Genomic DNA, 17,959 nt, shown 5'->3' on the forward strand with positions numbered 1-17,959 from the left:
GAGAGGGAGGATGTCAGCCGTGAGCCGTCATTAACGCTCGCTCGCTGACCCCGCGCTTCATCACCCGATTCAGCACTTCCGCCTCCAGCTCTGCCAGTCTTGCCGACCCTACGCGGCGCGGACGCGCAATATCGACCGTGACATCAAGACCGATTTTCCCTTCTTCTATTAGCAGCACGCGGTCTGCCATCGCGACGGCTTCGCTCACGTCATGCGTCACCAGAAGTACCGTAAAGCCATGCTTTTGCCAGAGTGCGGCAATCAGGTCCTGCATTTCGATTCGCGTCAGGGCGTCGAGCGCGCCGAGTGGCTCATCCAGCAGCAGCAAGCCCGGACGATGTATCAGCGCCCGCGCCAGCGCCACGCGCTGCTTCTGCCCGCCGGAGAGCGCCGCTGGCCATTCATCCGCACGGTTTTCCAGCCCTACGGCGGCCAGCGCCTGGCGGGCTTCATCCCGCCAGTTGCCGTTGAGGCCCAGTCCGACATTATCAATCACCGTTTTCCAGGGCAGCAGGCGCGCGTCCTGAAACATCATGCGGGTATCGTCCTGAATAGTGGCCAGCGGTGTCGCGCCTGCCAGAATTTCGCCGCCGTTGGGGGATTCCAGCCCGGCTAAAAGGCGTAACAACGTACTCTTGCCGCCACCACTGCGGCCCACAATGGCGACAAATTGTCCGGCAGGAATATGCAGATCCAGCGCGTTGAGAATCGTGTTTTCGCCATAGCGCTTCGTGACACCGTTAAGGAGCAGCGGTGTACCCTGAGTCAGTCGGGCAGTATTCATGCTTTAGCCTCCTGTGAAATATAGGCTGGATTCCAGCGCAGCCAGCTGCGTTCCAGCCACTGGGCGCTGACGTCGGCAAGTTTGCCGAGCAGGGCATAGAGGATAATGGCCACCACCACCACGTCCGTTTGCAGAAATTCGCGGGCGTTCATCGCCAGATAGCCAATCCCTGAGTTTGCAGAGATGGTCTCTGCCACAATCAGCGTCAGCCACATCAGGCCGAGCGCAAAGCGCACGCCGACCATTATGGAGGGCAGGGCGCCCGGCAGGATCACATGCATAAAGAGGGCAAAACCGGACAGGCCGTAACTGCGTGCCATTTCGACCAGTCCGCGATCGATGTTGCGGATCCCATGCCAGGTATTAATGTAAATCGGGAACAGCGTGCCCAGCGCGACGAGAAAAATTTTGGCGCTCTCATCAATACCAAACCACAAAATGACCAGCGGGATCAGCGCCAGATGCGGCACGTTACGCAGCATCTGAATGGAGGTATCGAGCAGCCGCTCGCCCCAGCGAGAAAGCCCGCTGATCAGACCCAGTACCAGGCCGATGCTTCCACCAATCGAAAAACCAATTACCGCACGCCATGAGCTGATGGCCAGATGCTGCCAGAGTTCGCCGCTGACGCTCAGCGACCAGAATGCCTCTATTACGCCCTCCGGAGAGGGCAGAATACGGCTCGACAGCCAGCCGGCAGAGGACGCGAGTTGCCAGACAAGCACAATGCCAACGGGTAAAAACCATGGGGCGGCACGTAGCAACCATTTTTGTGAGGGGGCAGTCATGGCAACTCCTTAGCTTTGTGCGGCTCTTCGCGGGATAAACTCGTTAGCCACGGCTTCACCCTGAAGCTGGAGCTGGCGGGGCTGCGGTACGTCCGGGATGGCGACATCCAGATGCGGGAATAACAGCTCGCCCACTTTGTAGGCCTCTTCCAGGTGCGGATAACCGGAGAGGATAAAACTGTCGATACCCAGGTCCGCGTATTCATTGATCCGCGCAGCCACCGTTGGACCGTCGCCGACCAGCGCGGTACCCGCACCGCCGCGCACCAGGCCAACGCCCGCCCACAGGTTCGGGCTGATCTCCAGATTCTCGCGCTTACCGTTGTGCAATGACGCCATTCTGTGCTGGCCGACGGAGTCGGTTTTCGCAAACGCCGCCTGAGCTTTAGCGATAGTCTCATCATCCAGATGCGCGATCAGCCGGTCGGCCGCCTGCCAGGCTTCTTCATTGGTTTCACGCACAATCACATGCAGGCGAATACCAAAGCGTACCTTGCGACCATGCGCTGCCGCTTTGGCGCGCACCTGGGCAATTTTCTCTTTGACCAGCTCGGGCGGCTCACCCCAGGTGAGGTAGAGATCAACCTGTTCTGCCGCCAGATCCTGCGCCACATCTGATGAGCCGCCGAAGTAAAGAGGAGGGCGCGGCTGCTGCACCGGCGGGAAGTAGAGCCTGGCGTCGCGAACGTGAATATGTTTACCTTCGAAGGTGACGGTTTCCCCCTCCAGCAGACGTCGCCAGACGCGGGTGAACTCGGCGGACGCTTCATAGCGTTCGGTGTGATCGAGGAACACGCCGTCACCCGCCAGCTCCTGCGGATCGCTTCCGGTGACCAGGTTAAACAGGGCCCGGCCGTTAGAGAGCCGGTCGAGCGTTGCCGCCTGGCGCGCCGCGACGGTCGGGGAGACCACGCTCGGACGCAGTGCCACGAGGAACTTCAGGCGTTGGGTCACGGGGATCATCGATGCGGCTACCAGCCACGCATCCTCGCACGAGCGTCCGGTGGGGATCAATACGCCGGTAAAACCGATTCGGTCGGCTGCCTGCGCAATCTGCTGCAGATAGCCGTGGTCAACCGGGCGTGAACCCTCTTCTGTGCCAAGATAGTGTCCATCACCGTGGGTGGGTAAAAACCAGAAAAGATTCAGACTCATGATTTGGTTCCTTCTTTGCCTGCGGGTTGCCAGATGCGTTCGCGAATATTCACCTGTTTTGGAACAAGGCGATTTTGATAGAAGAGATCTGCGGTTTGCTGCTGCAGCGCAGCGACGTGTGCGTCCACCGGGGTAATGGTGGTCTGTGGACGGTGATCGAGATAGCTCGCGATCACCGGCTCAGGTAAGCCCATGGTTTTCGCCAGCAGGGTAATGCTTTCCTGACGTTGGCTTTGCGTTAGCGCATCCGCCTGAGTAAAGGTGTTGAGAACATCCTGAATAAAAGCGCCATTCTTTTCCGCATACGGGCGCGCGGCGAGGTAAAACGAGCCGGTTTGTTTCAGCGTGGTGCCATCTTTTAATACCCGCACGCCACCCTGCAGTAAAGCTGCGGAGTAGTAGGGATCCCAGATAGCCCACGCGTCGACATTGCCCTGCTGGAAAGCGGCGCGAGCATCAGCCGGCGTCAAATAAACGGGTTGAATGTCGGTGAATTTAAGCCCGGCCTCCTGCAGGGCCCGCAGCAGCAGGTTATGCGAGCTGGAGCCTTTCTGGAATGCAACCTTGTGGCCTTTGAGATCGGCGACCGTCTTAATGGTGCTATTTTCAGGGACCAGAATGACCTCAGCCTTCGGCTTGGCCGGCTCAACGCCGACATAAACCAGGTCGGCCCCCGCCGCCTGCGCGAATATTGGCGGAATATCCCCGGTGCTGCCGAGGTCGATGCTTCCGACATTCAGGGCTTCCAGCATTTGCGGGCCAGCAGGGAACTCAATCCAGGAGAATGTGGTCTTCGGGAAGCGTTTTTCCAGAAGCTGATGGCTTTTAGCCAGCACCATACTGACGCTGCCTTTCTGATAGCCGATGCGTAAATGTTCAGGCGCCGTCTCTGCCGCGTGGGCCAGCGAGGTGAGCGCTAACAGCCCGGCCAGTCCGAGACGGGTTAATCTTTTAAACATGGGCGACTCCCTGTGACGGGTTAAACGCCGGGGCGTGGATATCTCTGCGGTGCAGGGCATGCCAGAAGGTTTCCAGGGCGCTGTCGAGACGGGTTTGCAGATTCGGCGTGAAGTGAGGCTTGTGTTGATAATCGATAACCTGCGAGTCGTCGGCAAAGACGCCGTGGAGGATCTCCTGCGCTTTTAGCGCATTGAGTACCGGCTTGAGGGCATAATCCACCGCCAGTAAATGGGCCACCGTGCCGCCCGTTGCCAGTGGCAGGACTACTTTGCCGTCCAGCGCACGTTCAGGCAGCAGATCGAGTAGGGTTTTCAGGGCCCCGGAAAACGAAGCTTTATAGATAGGCGTCGCCACGATTAAGCCATCAGCCCCTTTAAGCTGTTCAGTCAGCGTTTGCAGCGCCGGACTGTCAAAACGGGCGTAGAGCAGATCCTCGGGGTCGAAGTTATGCAGATTCCAGTGGCATACTTCCACATCCAGAGCATTGAGCTTTTCACGGGCATATTCCAGCAGTGCGCTGGAGCGAGAGGGGAATCGTGGACTTCCGGCCAGGGTTATGACGCGCATGCATGCTCCTTATAACTAATTGTTTGCTTTTATCTAACATTCATAACAATTTTCAGGAGTGTGACACTGCCCGGTTATTCCACTAAATGATTTATCTGCAATTAAAATGCGAAAAAGCGCATAAGAACGGGGCTGCAAGGTAAACGATTGCGTCTAACGGTGTTTTTTTTGCCACAGGTCAATTCCCTTTCCGGGCCGGATCGCACATAATCCCCTCCCGGTTTGCACACCGGGAATCCAGGAGAGTTCATGTACTACCCCTTCGTTCGTAAAGCCCTTTTCCAGCTCGATCCTGAGCGCGCTCATGAATTTACATTCCAGCAGTTACGTCGTATTACCGGAACGCCGCTGGCCGCACTGGTGCGTCAAAACGTGCCGGAAAAACCTGTGCAATGCATGGGTCTGACCTTTAAAAATCCGCTGGGTCTCGCGGCGGGTCTGGATAAAAATGGTGAGTGCATTGATGCCCTGGGCGCGATGGGCTTTGGCTCCATCGAAATCGGTACCGTCACGCCGCGTCCGCAGCCAGGTAATGATAAGCCGCGTCTGTTCCGCCTGGTCGAAGCCGAAGGGCTGATCAACCGCATGGGCTTTAATAACCTCGGCGTTGATCACCTTGTTGAGAACGTAAAAAAAGCCCATTTTGATGGTGTATTAGGCATCAATATTGGCAAAAATAAAGACACGCCGGTAGAGCAGGGTAAAGATGACTATCTGATTTGTATGGAAAAAGTCTACGCTTACGCGGGGTATATTGCGGTGAATATTTCCTCACCAAATACCCCAGGTCTGCGCTCTTTACAATATGGCGAAGCACTGGACGATCTTCTGAGTGCCATTAAAAATAAACAAAATGAGCTCCAGGCGATCCACCATAAATATGTTCCTGTCGCGGTTAAGATCGCACCGGATCTTTCTGCTGAAGAATTGATCCAGGTTGCCGACAGTTTAGTTCGCCATAATATTGACGGGGTGATTGCGACCAATACCACACTCGATCGCTCGCTCGTTCAGGGAATGAAAAACTGTGACGAAGCGGGTGGGTTAAGTGGACGTCCGGTACAATTAAAAAGCACAGAAATTATTCGTGCCCTGTCAGCAGAATTAAAAGGACGACTGCCGATTATTGGCGTCGGTGGTATCGACTCCGTGATTGCGGCTCGCGAGAAGATGGCGGCGGGTGCCTCACTGGTGCAAATCTATTCCGGTTTTATTTTTAAAGGACCGCAGCTGATTAAAGAAATCGTTACTCATATCTAATCTTTTCTCTTTATCAGACAACCAGGGCTTTATTTCCAGCCCTGGTTGTTTTATATTCCGTCATTGTTGCTTATTTAGTCATTATAGTCTTTTATTAATGGTGTTATAAACGAAGCGGCAAACAGGACATTTTTAGTACAGGAAGTTTGGGGACGGGAGAGAAACATGCGAATTAAACCTGACGATAACTGGCGCTGGTATTTTTGTGACGAGCATGACCGCATGATGCTCGATTTAGCCAATGGTATGTTGTTTCGTTCCCGTTTTGCTCGCCGAATGTTAACCCCGGACGCCTTCTCCCCGTCAGGCTTTTGTGTTGACGACGCTGCGCTTTATTTCTCCTTTGAAGAAAAATGCCGCGACCTGGTGCTTTCTAAAGAGCAGCGTGCCGAACTGGTATTAAACGCGTTAGTGGCTATTCGATTCCTGAAACCGCAAATGCCGAAAAGCTGGCATTTTTTACCGCACAGCATGAACTGGTCCCCCGCCACCGGCGATGCGGCGAGCGTAAACCTAAGCGATACCGCTGAAGAGGTGAGCCTGCTGGTGGTTGAGCCTGGCGAAAATGCCGCGCTCTGTCTGCTGGCCCAGCCCGGTGTGACCATTGCCGGGCGGACGATGCAACTGGGGGATGCCATTAAGGTAATGAATGACAGGCTGAAACCGCAGCAACGCGTAGACGCTTTCAGCCTCGAGCAGGCCGTTTAAGCTTCCAGCTGTACCGACGTTTTCGGAATACAGCTGCAGCACAGAATTGTACCATCATCACCAATCGCGGATTTTTTCAGCGCGCTGACTTCCCCTTCGACCAGCTTGATTCGACAGCACCCACAGATGCCTGCCCGGCAGGAGTAAGGTACGCGGATCCCCGCTTGTTCCAGCTGTTCAAGTAAAACCTGCTGATTGTTGCCGCGGATAACGGTGCCCTGCCAGTGAATGTCTACGGGCGAGCTGGCTGGCGTCTCAACGTCGACGAACTCTTCTTCCTGACCTGCGCCATACACTCTTGCGGGTCCACGGGCGAGAATTTCGACTTCGTCACCCACGCGGATGACGCCGCTTGAGCGCGGAATGAGGTTCTGGCCGAAATCCACATCGCCATTGTCCTGCGCTGTGCGGAATGACTGCAGGGTTTTTAACGGCTCGCCGGAAGGGTGTTTCTGGCCTTTTTCGGGACTGACGGTGGTAAAGATACAGCGGCTGCAAGGCTTCACGATATCAAATATCACGCTGCCGATACGGATCACCTTCCAGGTATCCTCTTCCCAGGCGTCAGCGCCTGTAACAACCAGGTTGGGACGAAACTGCTCCATCTGGACGCTGGCTTTACAGCGACGCTGCAGGTCGCGCAGGGAGGCGTCGTTAGTCAGCAGGAAGGGGAAGCCGTCCGCGAATGAGAGCGGGACCGCCTCGTGGCGCTTAACGCGCCGCGTCAGCGCCGGGCCGACCCAGCGCAGCTGCACATCCCGGGAGAAGAAGCCGCTCAGCCAGCGGTTAATGTCATCCGGGGCGATGCGCGCGGTAAAATGATTGCCCCACACTTCCGTTGGCGCTTCGACAGGCGCAAAATCAGCAAAGCGGATCACCACGCTGGAGCCATCCGGCGCGGTGAGATGCAAACCGTCATAAAGCGGGGAAGGGGTAAAGCGAACCATTTGTGGGAACTGGCGTGCGGTAATGAACGTACCGTCAGGTTCGGTGACCATAAAGATACGATCGAAGGCAAATCCGCTCATGTCGGCCAGCGCGTGTGAAACGCCGATCCCGCGCATGGATTTCACCGGATGAATAAAAAGCCTGGATAACGTCGCCACTGCACAGCCCCTCGAATGAAAATAAGCCTTCAACTTTATGACATACACGCCATATTAGCTATAATGCGCGACAATTTTCTAAGAGTAAAAGTGACGATATGAATTCTCTGTTTGCCAGTACGGCCCGTGGGCTGGAAGAGCTGTTAAAAACTGAACTGGAAACCCTGGGGGCGCAAGAGTGCCAGGTGGTTCAGGGTGGTGTCCATTTTGAGGGCGACACACGGCTTATTTACCAGAGCCTGATGTGGAGCCGTCTGGCATCACGCATCATGCTGCCGATGAAAGAGTGCAAGGTTTACAGCGACCTTGACCTCTATACCGGCGTACAGATGATCGACTGGACAGAGATCTTCTCCCCAAATGCCACCTTTGCCGTGCACTTTAATGGCGTGAACGATGAAATCCGCAACAGCCAGTACGGTGCCCTGCGCGTTAAAGACGCCATTGTGGACTGCTTCACGCGTAAAAATAAGGAACGCCCAAACGTCGATCGTGAAAATCCCGATCTGCGGATCAACGTCTGGCTCAACGGCGACACCGCCAGTATCTCTCTGGATCTGAGCGGCGCGGGTCTGCACCTGCGTGGTTATCGCGATCGTACCGGTATGGCGCCCATCAAAGAGACTCTCGCCGCCGCCATCGTGATGCGTTCCGGCTGGCAGCCAGGCACACCGCTGCTCGATCCGATGTGCGGCTCCGGTACGCTGCTGATTGAGGCCGCTATGCTGGCCACCGACCGCGCACCGGGCCTGCACCGCGGCCATTGGGGCTTCAGTGGCTGGGCGCAGCACGATGAGGCGCTGTGGAAAGAAGTCAAAGACGAAGCGCAGACCCGTGCACGTAAAGGTCTGGCGGAGTACGCCTCCCATTTCTACGGCTCTGACAGCGACTCACGCGTCATTGAGCGTGCGCGCAGCAACGCCCGCCGTGCCGGTATCGGCGAGCTGGTCACCTTCGAGGTGAAAGACGTCGCGAACCTGACCAATCCGCTGCCAAAAGGCCCATACGGTACCGTTATCAGCAACCCGCCTTACGGCGAGCGTCTTGATAGCGAACCGGCGCTGATTGCCCTGCACAGCCTGCTGGGCCGTAATATGAAAAATGACTTTGGCGGCTGGAACCTGTCGCTGTTTAGCGCCTCGCCAGAACTGCTGAGCTGTCTGCAACTGCGTGCCGAACGCCAGTTTAAGGCGAAAAACGGCCCGCTGGACTGCGTGCAGAAAAACTACCATCTGGCCGAGAAAGCGGCGGACAGTAAACCATCGGGTGTGGCGGAAGATTACGCTAACCGCCTGCGTAAGAATCTGAAGAAATTCGAAAAATGGGCGAAACAGGAAGGTATCGAATGTTATCGCCTGTATGATGCCGATCTGCCGGAGTACAACGTGGCGGTTGACCGTTACGCTGACTGGGTTGTGGTGCAGGAATATGCGCCGCCAAAAACGATTGATGCACAAAAAGCGCGTCAGCGTATGCTGGACGTGATTGCGGCAACGATTTCGGTGCTGGGCATTGCGCCTAACAAACTGGTGCTGAAAACCCGTGAGCGTCAGAAAGGGAAAAATCAGTATCAGAAAATGGGTGAGAAGGGTGACTTTATCGAGGTGGGCGAATACAACGCGCGCCTGTGGGTTAACCTGACCGATTATCTGGATACCGGTCTGTTCCTTGACCACCGTATCGCCCGCCGCATGCTGGGCCAGATGAGCAAGGGTAAAGACTTCCTGAACCTGTTCTCCTATACCGGCAGCGCCAGCGTGCATGCTGGCCTTGGCGGTGCGCGCAGTACCACCACGGTGGATATGTCCCGTACTTACCTGGAATGGGCAGAACGTAACCTGCGCCTGAACGGTCTCACCGGGCGTCAGCATCGTCTGATGCAGGCTGACGTGCTGGGCTGGCTACGCGAAACGGACGAACAATTTGATCTGATCTTCATCGATCCCCCAACGTTCTCTAACTCCAAGCGTATGGAAGATAGCTTTGACGTTCAACGCGATCACCTGCGCCTGATGACCGACCTGAAACGCCTGCTGCGTAAGGGCGGTACCATTATGTTCTCGAATAACAAACGCGGCTTCCGCATGGATCATGAGGGGCTGGCTGCTCTGGGGCTGAAAGCACAAGAAATTAGCCAAAAAACGCTGTCCCAGGACTTTGCCCGTAATCGTCAGATCCATAACTGCTGGTTGATCTCCGCGGTCTGAAAGGAATAATACATGTCTTTAATTAGTATGCACGGCGCGTGGCTCTCTTTCAGCGACTCGCCGCTTCTCGACAATGCAGAACTGCACATCGAGGACAACGAGCGCGTCTGTCTGGTCGGCCGTAACGGCGCGGGTAAATCCACGCTGATGAAAATCCTCAACCGCGAACAGGGCCTGGACGACGGGCGTATTGTTTACGAGCAGGATCTTATCGTCTCTCGCCTGCAGCAGGATCCGCCGCGTCACGTGACCGGCAGCGTTTACGATTTTGTTGCCGAAGGTATCTCTGAGCAGGCCGAATACCTGAAGCGTTATCACGAGATTTCTCACCTGGTGATGACCGACCCGAGCGACAAGAATCTTAACGAACTGGCGAAAGTGCAGGAGATGCTCGATCACCACGGCCTGTGGCAGCTCGAAAACCGCATCAATGAAGTGCTGGCACAGCTCGGACTGGAACCGGACATGGAGCTGTCGGCGCTTTCTGGCGGCTGGCTGCGTAAGGCTGCGCTTGGCCGCGCGCTGGTCAGCGGGCCGAAAGTACTGCTGCTGGATGAACCGACGAACCACCTGGATATCGAAGCGATAGACTGGCTGGAAGGGTTCCTCAAAACCTTCAACGGGACCATTATCTTTATCTCCCACGACCGTTCGTTTATCCGCAATATGGCCACGCGTATTGTCGATCTCGATCGCGGCAAGCTGGTGACCTACCCTGGCGATTACGATACCTATCTGCTGGAGAAAGAAGAAAACCTGCGTGTGGAAGAGTTGCAGAACGCTGAATTCGACCGCAAGCTGGCGCAGGAAGAGGTCTGGATCCGTCAGGGCATCAAAGCCCGTCGTACCCGTAACGAAGGCCGCGTTCGCGCGCTGAAAGCGATGCGTCGTGAACGCAGCGAGCGCCGCGAAGTGATGGGCAGCGCCAGAATGCAGGTTGAAGAGGCTTCCCGTTCCGGCAAAATTGTCTTCGAAATGGAAAACGTCAACTATCAGGTTGATGGCAAAGTGCTGGTGAAAGACTTCTCCGCACAGGTTCAGCGTGGGGATAAAATCGCGCTGATCGGGCCGAATGGCTGCGGTAAAACCACGCTGTTGAAGCTGATGCTGGATCAGCTGAAGCCTGACAGCGGCCGCATTCACTGCGGGACTAAGCTCGAAGTGGCTTACTTCGACCAGCACCGTGCGGAGCTGGATCCGGACAGAACGGTGATGGATAACCTGGCGGAAGGTAAACAAGAGGTGATGGTTAACGGTAAGCCGCGTCATGTGCTGGGCTACCTGCAGGACTTCCTGTTCCATCCGAAACGTGCGCTGACGCCGGTACGCGCGTTGTCAGGCGGTGAGCGAAATCGTCTGCTGCTGGCACGTCTGTTCCTGAAGCCAAGTAACCTGCTGATCCTCGATGAACCAACAAACGACCTGGACGTGGAAACGCTCGAACTGCTGGAAGAGCTGATCGACGGCTATCAGGGAACCGTGATGCTGGTAAGCCACGACCGTCAGTTCGTCGATAACACCGTGACCGAGTGCTGGATCTTCGAAGGTGAAGGGCGAATCGGACAGTATGTGGGCGGCTATCACGATGCGAAAGGACAGCAGTCGCAGTCTCAGGCGCTAAAACAGGCTAAATCCAGAACCAGTTCCGAACCTGCTGTAACAAAAGCAGAAACTGTCAAGAAAACCTCGGTTAAACTAAGCTATAACCTGCAGCGCGAACTGGAAGGACTCCCTCAGCGTCTTGAAGAGCTGGAAGCCGCACTTGAAGATCTGCAGGCGCAGGTCGCTGATGCGTCATTCTTTACCCAATCGCATGACTATACTCAAAAAGTACTGGCAGAACTGTCCGCGGCTGAAAAAGCCCTGGAAGAAGCATTTGAGCGCTGGGAGTACCTTGAGTCTCTGAAGAACGGCGCATAAACAGGGATACAATATGTGTGACCAGCACCATGCCGACAGGCATATATTATGCTCTCAATGCGATATGCTCGTGGCGTTGCCAGAGCTTGGTCACGGACATAAAGCCCTGTGTCCCCGTTGCGGTACGACGTTGACAACCGAGTGGGACGCACCAAGGCAGCGTCCCACTGCTTATGCGCTGGCGGCGTTGTTCATGCTGCTGCTTTCCAATCTCTTCCCCTTCATTTATATGAAGGTGGGAGGGATGACCAGCCAGGTCGATTTGCTTGAAATTCCGGGGGTTATGTTCTCGGAAGACTATGCCAGCCTCGGCACCTTTTTCCTCCTGTTCGTACAGATCGTCCCGGCTTTTTGTCTGGTCGTCATTCTGTTGCTGGTGAACCGCGTCGCGATGCCCCTCGCGCTTAAAATCTGGCTCGCGCGTATCCTGTTCCAGTTAAAAAGCTGGGGTATGGCCGAAATCTTTCTGGCAGGTATCCTGGTCAGTTTCGTCAAACTGATGGCGTATGGCGATGTGGGTATCGGCAGCAGCTTTGTACCCTGGTGTCTGTACTGCGTGCTGCAACTGCGCGCCTTCCAGTGTGTGGACAGACGCTGGGCGTGGGACGATATCGCGCCGGCACCGACGCTGGTGCAGACGGTAAAGGTGGGGGTGCCAGGCATCCGTCAGGGGCTTCGTTCTTGCCCATGCTGCACCGCTGTGCTGCCAGCCGAACTGGATGTGTGCCCGCGTTGCGAAACAAAAGGATATGTGCGACGTAAAAATAGCCTGCAGTGGACAATGGCGCTGCTGGTGACTTCCATCATGTTGTACCTGCCGGCCAATATCCTGCCGATTATGATCACCGATTTGCTCGGTGACAAAATGCCCTCGACAATCCTTGCCGGGGTAATACTGCTGTGGGGTGAAGGCTCCTATCCCGTTGCGGGGGTGATCTTTATTGCCAGTATTATGGTACCCACGTTAAAAATGATCGCCATTGCCTGGCTCTGCTGGGATGCGAAAGGCCATGGCAAACGCGACAGCGAACGCATGCACCTGATTTATGAAGTCGTCGAGTTTGTTGGACGCTGGTCAATGATTGATGTGTTTGTTATTGCCGTTCTCTCTGCACTGGTGCGGATGGGCGGATTGATGAGTATTTATCCCGCGATGGGGGCATTAATGTTTGCGCTGGTCGTTATTATGACCATGTTCGCGGCCATGACCTTCGACCCTCGTTTATCGTGGGATCGTGAGCCTGAATCAAGCCATGAGGAACAGTAAGAGCATGGAAAATAAGAGTGGAGAGGCGAAAGTGCAGAAGGTCAAAAACTGGTCGCCGGTGTGGATTTTCCCCATCGTGACCGCGCTGATCGGTGCATGGATCCTGTTTTATCATTACAGCCATCAGGGACCGGAAGTGACGCTCATCACCACCAATGCCGAGGGGATTGAGGGCGGTAAAACGACCATCAAAAGCCGTAGCGTCGATGTGGGCGTGGTTGAAAGCGCAACCCTGACCGACGATTTAACCCATGTGGAAATCAAGGCACGCCTGAACGCGGGCATGGAAAAACTGCTGCACGGTGATTCAGCTTTCTGGGTGGTCAAGCCGCAGGTAGGACGTGAAGGGATCAGCGGCTTAGGTACGCTGCTCTCCGGTGCCTACATTGAACTGCAGCCGGGTAAAAAAGGAAGCCAGCCGGCGCAATACCAGCTGCTTGACTCACCACCGCTTGCGCCGCCAGATGCGAAAGGCATCCGCGTGATCCTGGACAGTAAAAAAGCGGGCCAGTTAACGGCGGGCGATCCCGTGCTGTTCCGCGGTTATCGCGTGGGATCGGTTGAAACAAGTACCTTTGATCCGCAAAAGCGCACCATCAGCTATCAGCTGTTCATCAATGCGCCAAACGATCGGCTGGTCACCAGCAACGTCCGTTTCTGGAAGGACAGCGGGATCGCGGTTGATCTGACGTCAGCGGGAATGCGCGTGGAGATGGGCTCCCTGACCACGCTGTTTGGTGGCGGTGTAAGCTTTGATGTGCCGGAAGGGCAAGATTTGGGACAGCCGGTTGCAGAGAAAACGGCGTTCAGGCTCTTTGACGATCAACGCAGCATTCAGGACGCACTCTATACCGATCACATCGACTTCCTGATGTTCTTTAAAGATTCCGTCCGTGGCCTTCAGCCGGGCGCGCCTGTTGAATTCCGCGGCATTCGCCTGGGTACGGTGGGGCAAGTTCCGTTCTTTGTACCGGGTCTGCAGCAGGTTCTGGATGACGATTACCGCATTCCGGTGCTGATTCGCATTGAGCCGGAACGTCTGCTCAACCAGATTGGCGAGAATCAGGATATTGGTACGCATATTACCGAACTGATGAACCGGGGTCTGCGTGGGTCGCTGAAGACGGGCAACCTGGTGACCGGTGCGCTGTATGTGGATATGGACTTCTATCCAAAAGCCCCGCCGATTACCGGTATCCGGGAGTTCGGTGGTTATAAGATCATCCCGACGGTGAGCAGCGGCCTGGCACAGATCCAGCAGCGTCTGATGGAGACACTGGATAAGATTAACAATCTGCCACTGAATCCGATGATTGAAGCCGCGACCAGTTCGCTCAGCGAAAGTCAGGCAACGATGCGTCGCCTGCAAACCACGTTGGATAACATCAACAAGATCACCGCAAGCCAGAGTATGCAGCAGCTGCCGCAGGATATGCAGAAAACGCTGCGTGAGCTTAACCGCAGTATGCAGGGCTTCCAGCCTGGCTCGGCGGCGTACAACAAGATGGTGGCAGATATGCAACGTCTTGATCAGGTCTTGCGTGAACTGCAGCCGGTTCTGAAAACGCTCAATGAGAAGAGCAACGCGCTGGTGTTCGAAGCGAAAGATAAAAAGGATCCTGAGCCTAAGAGGGCAAAAGAATGAATAAATGGCTATTAATGGTTGGCGCTCTGCTGTTAACGGCGTGCAGTTCAGGCGTGGAGAACAAGAGCTACTATCAGTTGCCTCTTGCAGCGCAAAACGGGGTACAAAGTACCGCCAGTCAGGGAAACCGTCTGCTGTGGGTTGAGCAGGTTGCCGTGCCGGATTATCTGGCAGGCAACGGCGTGGTCTACCAGACCAGCGACGTAAAATACGTGATTGCGACAAACAACCTGTGGGCCAGCCCGCTGGATCAGCAGCTGCGCAACACGCTGGTGGCCAATCTGGGCAACCAGCTTCCGGGTTGGGTTGTCGCGTCGCAGCCGCTGGGTAACGACCAGGATACGCTGAACGTCACGGTTACGGGTTTCCATGGCCGTTATGACGGTGCGGTGGTGATTAGCGGAGAGTGGTTGCTGAACCATCAGGGCCAGATGATTAAGCGTCCTTTCCATCTTGAGCTGAAACAGCAGAAAGATGGCTACGATGAAATGGTGAAAGTGCTGGCCCAGGGGTGGGCTCAAGAGTCGGCCAGCATCGCCAGGGAGATTTCCCGGCTGCCATAAGTAAAATTCATCGGTAAAAACCGCAGTCGGCCTGTTGCTGATTGCGGTTTTTTTTTCAGTTTCACTTCAGACCGTTACTTGTGCCGGGTCACAATTTTTGTACAAATGATCTTCCAGGTAGCTCACAAATATGACACCCGTATGAATTTTGAACATTGACGCTGCGACTAATTCGGGGTATTCGTTATCTGTGCCTGCGCAAGTTTGTGCAGACACTGTTTTCTTTCCACCAGACAAAAGAATGAGGGAAACGAGGCATGAAGAGACAGAAACGAGATCGCCTGGAACGGGCTCATCAACGTGGTTATCAGGCCGGCATCGCTGGACGATCTAAAGAAATGTGTCCTTATCAGACGATAAATCAAAGGTCACAATGGCTTGGAGGCTGGCGAGAAGCCATCGGCGACAGGGCACTCATAGCCTGATAACGTCTCTTTCAAAAAAAGAAACCTCCGCACTGCGGAGGTTTCGCCTTTATGGGGTCGCTCAACGCGAAATCAGAACGCGGAAGTGTCCTGGAACAGACCCACTTTCAGGTCGTTTGCGGTATAAATCTGACGACCGTCTACCAGCACTTCGCCATCTGCCAGGCCCATAATCAGGCGGCGGTTAACGATGCGTTTGAAGTGAATACGATAGGTCACTTTCTTCGCAGTAGGCAGAACCTGTCCGGTGAATTTCACTTCGCCCACACCCAGCGCACGGCCTTTACCTTCACCACCCAGCCAGCCCAGATAGAAGCCAACCAGCTGCCACATTGCATCCAGACCCAGACAGCCAGGCATTACCGGATCGCCAATAAAGTGGCAACCGAAGAACCACAGGTCCGGGTTGATATCGAGTTCTGCTTCTACGTAACCCTTATCGAAGTTGCCGCCGGTTTCGGTCATTTTCACGACACGGTCCATCATCAGCATGTTCGGGGCCGGTAACTGTGGGCCGTTAGCGCCAAACAGTTCACCGCGACCAGAGGCAAGAAGGTCTTCTTTTGTATAGGATTCGCGTTTATCTACCATGTTCTCAGTAAGCCTTATTTTAGTGAAGGACGCAGGATAGCTAACACGTGTACGCTGAACAAGTCCGATCAGTTTGAACTAAACCAGCCTAACCAGCGTAACGGCCAGGGATAACGATGACGAGCATCCTGCTGCGTCGCCTGAGCAATGCGCTCCTGGATAGTCTGCATCAGGGTTGTTTGCCCTTCGCCGTCCCATACCAGGTTTGTCAGTAAGGGTAGTGCATCATCAATGCCTTCGATGGCCCAGATGGTGAATTGTTCCTGTTCCACGGCATCAAGAATGTCCTGGCTGAGGCTCAAATGGCGGGCGTTAGGGGCAGGAATAATCACCCCCTGTTTGCCGTTTAACCCACGCTGCTGACAAATCGAGAAGAAGCCTTCAATCTTTTCGTTCAGACCACCCACTGGCTGCGCACGACCAAACTGATCGACCGAGCCGGTGATCGCGATGTTCTGATTAACTGGCACTTCTGCCAGGGCGCTGATTAAGGCGCACAGCTCCGCCATAGAGGCGCTATCACCATCGACTTCACTGTATGATTGCTCAAACGTCAGCGAGGCGGAGAAGGGGATTTGCTGCTCAAGCTGCAGCTCTGACATCAGGAACGCCTGCATGATCATCATGCCTTTAGCGTGAATGTTGCCGCCCAACTCGGCTTTGCGTTCGATATCAGTGAACTCACCGTCACCGACATGCACAACGCAGCTGATACGGGAAGGCTCCCCGAAAGCGCGCGGGTGGCCGGGGAATTCAATCACCGACAGGGCATTGATCTGCCCGATACGTTCGCCTTCGGTCTCAACCAGAATTTGTTCCAGCAGAATTTCATCCTGCATACGGTCAGCAAGATAGCCTTCACGCCACTCACGCTGCGCCAGCATCTGGGTAAGCTGCTCACCGGTGAATGCGCCGTTACCGCTGACGACACCCACTTCACGTAACTGCTTGCCTATCCAGAGCGGGCAGAGCGGCAGCGTCTCCTGGTCACCGGTATAGCGAACCGCTTCGCGGATCAAACCAGGCCAGGCGTCGGCGGCCGGCGTTGGCAGTGCGAAACGTTCCGCAACGCCCAACACCCACTGGCACCACTGTGCCATATCATCGGCATCGGTAATCTGGATGTTATCTTCGTATTCGCTGTAGACCGCCTGATCAGCCAGTTCGGGCTCCATCTCCTGGAAGTCAGCCAACGATTCACGATCACCCGTCAGCACCACGGTCAGCGACAGCGGCATTGAAGGAACTGAGACGGGCAGGGGACGAGACTCGTCGTAGCCAACCCAGTCAAAACGCTGCTGATTAACCACCGTTTTCAGGCGCATCCACAGCAGAGGTTGTGAGAGAAGGGTGCGCAACGAGATGATCAATACGCCGCCATTCGCGCGGTGCACCAGCCCAGGTTGCAGCGAGAGCTCACCGTTAAACTGGCGCAGACAACCAAAGAGTTGTTCAGCCTCGACCCAGTTAGCGGTAATCACTTCACCCCTGGCAGCAAAGCGGTCGTCGGGCTGCTCTGCCGGTTCGAATGTGACATCATGTCCCGCGATACGATATTGGCCGCCAAAGACGGCGTTCGCTTGCGGTCGCAACTGGCGCATGGCATCACCCAGAAGCGTCAGATATTCCGCTTCTTCCGGGGCCTTGAGCATCATGAAGGGTGATGTTGCCCAGGGGCTTAACACCTGCTCCAGCGCATAATGCAAACGGGGTTGCGTATCGCTAAGGATGAATTCGTGTTCTTTTGCGAGATCGGGTCGTGCAAACAGTTCCTGATAGCTCTCGGTATCCGGAACGAGGTCACGCGATGCAAGTTTCGTAATGGTCAAAGTTGATGTTTTTTAGTTAGATGTAAAAGCGTGGAGTATACCGTAAGCGGGGGGCTCTACCCAAGCAGGATTGGGCATTTCGGCAGGGTGATTGGCTGCATTCACTCACAGGATATGATTTCTTTTCAGCAGATTGCCAAAAAACTGATATTCTGAACAGAGTTACGTGGTAACACTGAGATCG

General features: G+C 55.2%; 16 protein-coding genes. 8 read left to right on the forward strand and 8 right to left on the reverse strand.

Going from position 1 to position 17,959, the window contains the following annotated elements; genetic code table 11:
* Positions 1-13: 13 nt before the first annotated feature.
* From ssuB to ssuE, 5 genes are read right to left on the reverse strand one after another with little or no spacing between them, the layout of a single operon-like run.
* Positions 14-784, reverse strand: coding sequence for an aliphatic sulfonates ABC transporter ATP-binding protein (ssuB, locus tag AAIR21_RS08735; RefSeq protein WP_032681326.1), 771 nt, complete (start codon positions 782-784; stop codon positions 14-16).
* Positions 781-1,572 (reverse strand): aliphatic sulfonate ABC transporter permease SsuC, encoded by a 792-nt coding sequence (gene ssuC / locus AAIR21_RS08740; protein ID WP_063156193.1) that lies wholly within the window; start codon positions 1,570-1,572, stop codon positions 781-783. The genes ssuB and ssuC overlap by 4 nt, the downstream gene beginning before the upstream one ends.
* Positions 1,573-1,581: 9 nt before the next feature.
* Positions 1,582-2,727 (reverse strand): FMNH2-dependent alkanesulfonate monooxygenase, encoded by a 1,146-nt coding sequence (gene ssuD / locus AAIR21_RS08745; RefSeq protein ID WP_014169416.1) that lies wholly within the window; start codon positions 2,725-2,727, stop codon positions 1,582-1,584.
* Positions 2,724-3,686, reverse strand: coding sequence for a sulfonate ABC transporter substrate-binding protein (locus AAIR21_RS08750; protein ID WP_020884802.1), 963 nt, complete (start codon positions 3,684-3,686; stop codon positions 2,724-2,726). The genes ssuD and AAIR21_RS08750 overlap by 4 nt, the downstream gene beginning before the upstream one ends.
* Positions 3,679-4,254: an NADPH-dependent FMN reductase gene (gene ssuE / locus AAIR21_RS08755; RefSeq protein ID WP_032681324.1), complete on the reverse strand. Its 576-nt coding sequence runs from the start codon at positions 4,252-4,254 to the stop codon at positions 3,679-3,681. Before ssuE ends, AAIR21_RS08750 begins: the two co-directional genes overlap by 8 nt.
* A gap of 249 nt (positions 4,255-4,503) precedes the next feature.
* Here ssuE and pyrD point away from each other — a divergent pair, with 249 nt between their 5' ends.
* Complete coding sequence (gene pyrD / locus AAIR21_RS08760; protein WP_020884800.1) at positions 4,504-5,514, forward strand: quinone-dependent dihydroorotate dehydrogenase; 1,011 nt, start codon at positions 4,504-4,506, stop codon at positions 5,512-5,514.
* Positions 5,515-5,679: 165 nt separating this feature from the next.
* Complete coding sequence (zapC, locus tag AAIR21_RS08765; RefSeq protein ID WP_014169420.1) at positions 5,680-6,222, forward strand: cell division protein ZapC; 543 nt, start codon at positions 5,680-5,682, stop codon at positions 6,220-6,222.
* On the opposite strand, the gene AAIR21_RS08770 is transcribed toward zapC, so the two are convergent.
* Complete coding sequence (locus tag AAIR21_RS08770) at positions 6,219-7,328, reverse strand: YcbX family protein (protein WP_183516497.1); 1,110 nt, start codon at positions 7,326-7,328, stop codon at positions 6,219-6,221. The two genes, zapC and AAIR21_RS08770, sit on opposite strands and share 4 nt — an antisense overlap.
* Positions 7,329-7,426: 98 nt before the next feature.
* Here AAIR21_RS08770 and rlmKL point away from each other — a divergent pair, with 98 nt between their 5' ends.
* From rlmKL to rmf, 6 genes are all read left to right on the forward strand, one after another.
* Positions 7,427-9,535: a bifunctional 23S rRNA (guanine(2069)-N(7))-methyltransferase RlmK/23S rRNA (guanine(2445)-N(2))-methyltransferase RlmL gene (rlmKL, locus tag AAIR21_RS08775; RefSeq protein ID WP_183516496.1), complete on the forward strand. Its 2,109-nt coding sequence runs from the start codon at positions 7,427-7,429 to the stop codon at positions 9,533-9,535.
* Between the two features lie 12 nt (positions 9,536-9,547).
* Complete coding sequence (locus AAIR21_RS08780; RefSeq protein ID WP_014169423.1) at positions 9,548-11,455, forward strand: ABC transporter ATP-binding protein; 1,908 nt, start codon at positions 9,548-9,550, stop codon at positions 11,453-11,455.
* A gap of 13 nt (positions 11,456-11,468) precedes the next feature.
* Complete coding sequence (pqiA, locus tag AAIR21_RS08785) at positions 11,469-12,722, forward strand: membrane integrity-associated transporter subunit PqiA (RefSeq protein WP_183516495.1); 1,254 nt, start codon at positions 11,469-11,471, stop codon at positions 12,720-12,722.
* A gap of 4 nt (positions 12,723-12,726) precedes the next feature.
* Positions 12,727-14,367, forward strand: coding sequence for an intermembrane transport protein PqiB (gene pqiB / locus AAIR21_RS08790; RefSeq protein WP_020884796.1), 1,641 nt, complete (start codon positions 12,727-12,729; stop codon positions 14,365-14,367).
* Positions 14,364-14,930, forward strand: a complete 567-nt coding sequence (gene pqiC / locus AAIR21_RS08795; RefSeq protein ID WP_014169426.1) for a membrane integrity-associated transporter subunit PqiC — start codon at positions 14,364-14,366, stop codon at positions 14,928-14,930. The genes pqiB and pqiC overlap by 4 nt, the downstream gene beginning before the upstream one ends.
* Before the next feature lie 257 nt (positions 14,931-15,187).
* A complete protein-coding gene (gene rmf, locus AAIR21_RS08800) occupies positions 15,188-15,355 on the forward strand; it encodes a ribosome modulation factor (RefSeq protein ID WP_013097261.1) in 168 nt (55 codons plus the stop codon).
* 72 nt (positions 15,356-15,427) lie between these two features.
* Here the strand turns inward: rmf and fabA are convergent, their stop codons facing one another.
* Complete coding sequence (gene fabA / locus AAIR21_RS08805; RefSeq protein ID WP_014169427.1) at positions 15,428-15,946, reverse strand: bifunctional 3-hydroxydecanoyl-ACP dehydratase/trans-2-decenoyl-ACP isomerase; 519 nt, start codon at positions 15,944-15,946, stop codon at positions 15,428-15,430.
* A 68-nt stretch (positions 15,947-16,014) separates the two neighbouring features.
* Positions 16,015-17,775, reverse strand: a complete 1,761-nt coding sequence (locus AAIR21_RS08810) for an AAA family ATPase (protein WP_020884795.1) — start codon at positions 17,773-17,775, stop codon at positions 16,015-16,017.
* Positions 17,776-17,959: the final 184 nt, after the last annotated feature.

The sequence above is a fragment of the Enterobacter sp. PTB genome (assembly GCF_051130085.1).
In the GTDB taxonomy this organism is placed as follows: Bacteria; Pseudomonadota; Gammaproteobacteria; order Enterobacterales; family Enterobacteriaceae; genus Enterobacter; species Enterobacter ludwigii.

Excerpts from the sequence above, each read along its gene's own strand:
- ssuD (WP_014169416.1), bottom strand. The coding sequence starts at position 2,727 with ATGAGTCTGAATCTTTTCTGGTTTTTACCCACCCACGGTGATGGACAC.
- pqiA (WP_183516495.1), top strand. The coding sequence starts at position 11,469 with ATGTGTGACCAGCACCATGCCGACAGGCATATATTATGCTCTCAATGC.
- ssuC (WP_063156193.1), bottom strand. The coding sequence starts at position 1,572 with ATGACTGCCCCCTCACAAAAATGGTTGCTACGTGCCGCCCCATGGTTT.
- pqiC (WP_014169426.1), top strand. The coding sequence starts at position 14,364 with ATGAATAAATGGCTATTAATGGTTGGCGCTCTGCTGTTAACGGCGTGC.
- rmf (WP_013097261.1), top strand. The coding sequence starts at position 15,188 with ATGAAGAGACAGAAACGAGATCGCCTGGAACGGGCTCATCAACGTGGT.
- AAIR21_RS08750 (WP_020884802.1), bottom strand. The coding sequence starts at position 3,686 with ATGTTTAAAAGATTAACCCGTCTCGGACTGGCCGGGCTGTTAGCGCTC.
- ssuB (WP_032681326.1), bottom strand. The coding sequence starts at position 784 with ATGAATACTGCCCGACTGACTCAGGGTACACCGCTGCTCCTTAACGGT.
- AAIR21_RS08780 (WP_014169423.1), top strand. The coding sequence starts at position 9,548 with ATGTCTTTAATTAGTATGCACGGCGCGTGGCTCTCTTTCAGCGACTCG.
- fabA (WP_014169427.1), bottom strand. The coding sequence starts at position 15,946 with ATGGTAGATAAACGCGAATCCTATACAAAAGAAGACCTTCTTGCCTCT.
- pyrD (WP_020884800.1), top strand. The coding sequence starts at position 4,504 with ATGTACTACCCCTTCGTTCGTAAAGCCCTTTTCCAGCTCGATCCTGAG.
- rlmKL (WP_183516496.1), top strand. The coding sequence starts at position 7,427 with ATGAATTCTCTGTTTGCCAGTACGGCCCGTGGGCTGGAAGAGCTGTTA.
- ssuE (WP_032681324.1), bottom strand. The coding sequence starts at position 4,254 with ATGCGCGTCATAACCCTGGCCGGAAGTCCACGATTCCCCTCTCGCTCC.
- pqiB (WP_020884796.1), top strand. The coding sequence starts at position 12,727 with ATGGAAAATAAGAGTGGAGAGGCGAAAGTGCAGAAGGTCAAAAACTGG.
- zapC (WP_014169420.1), top strand. The coding sequence starts at position 5,680 with ATGCGAATTAAACCTGACGATAACTGGCGCTGGTATTTTTGTGACGAG.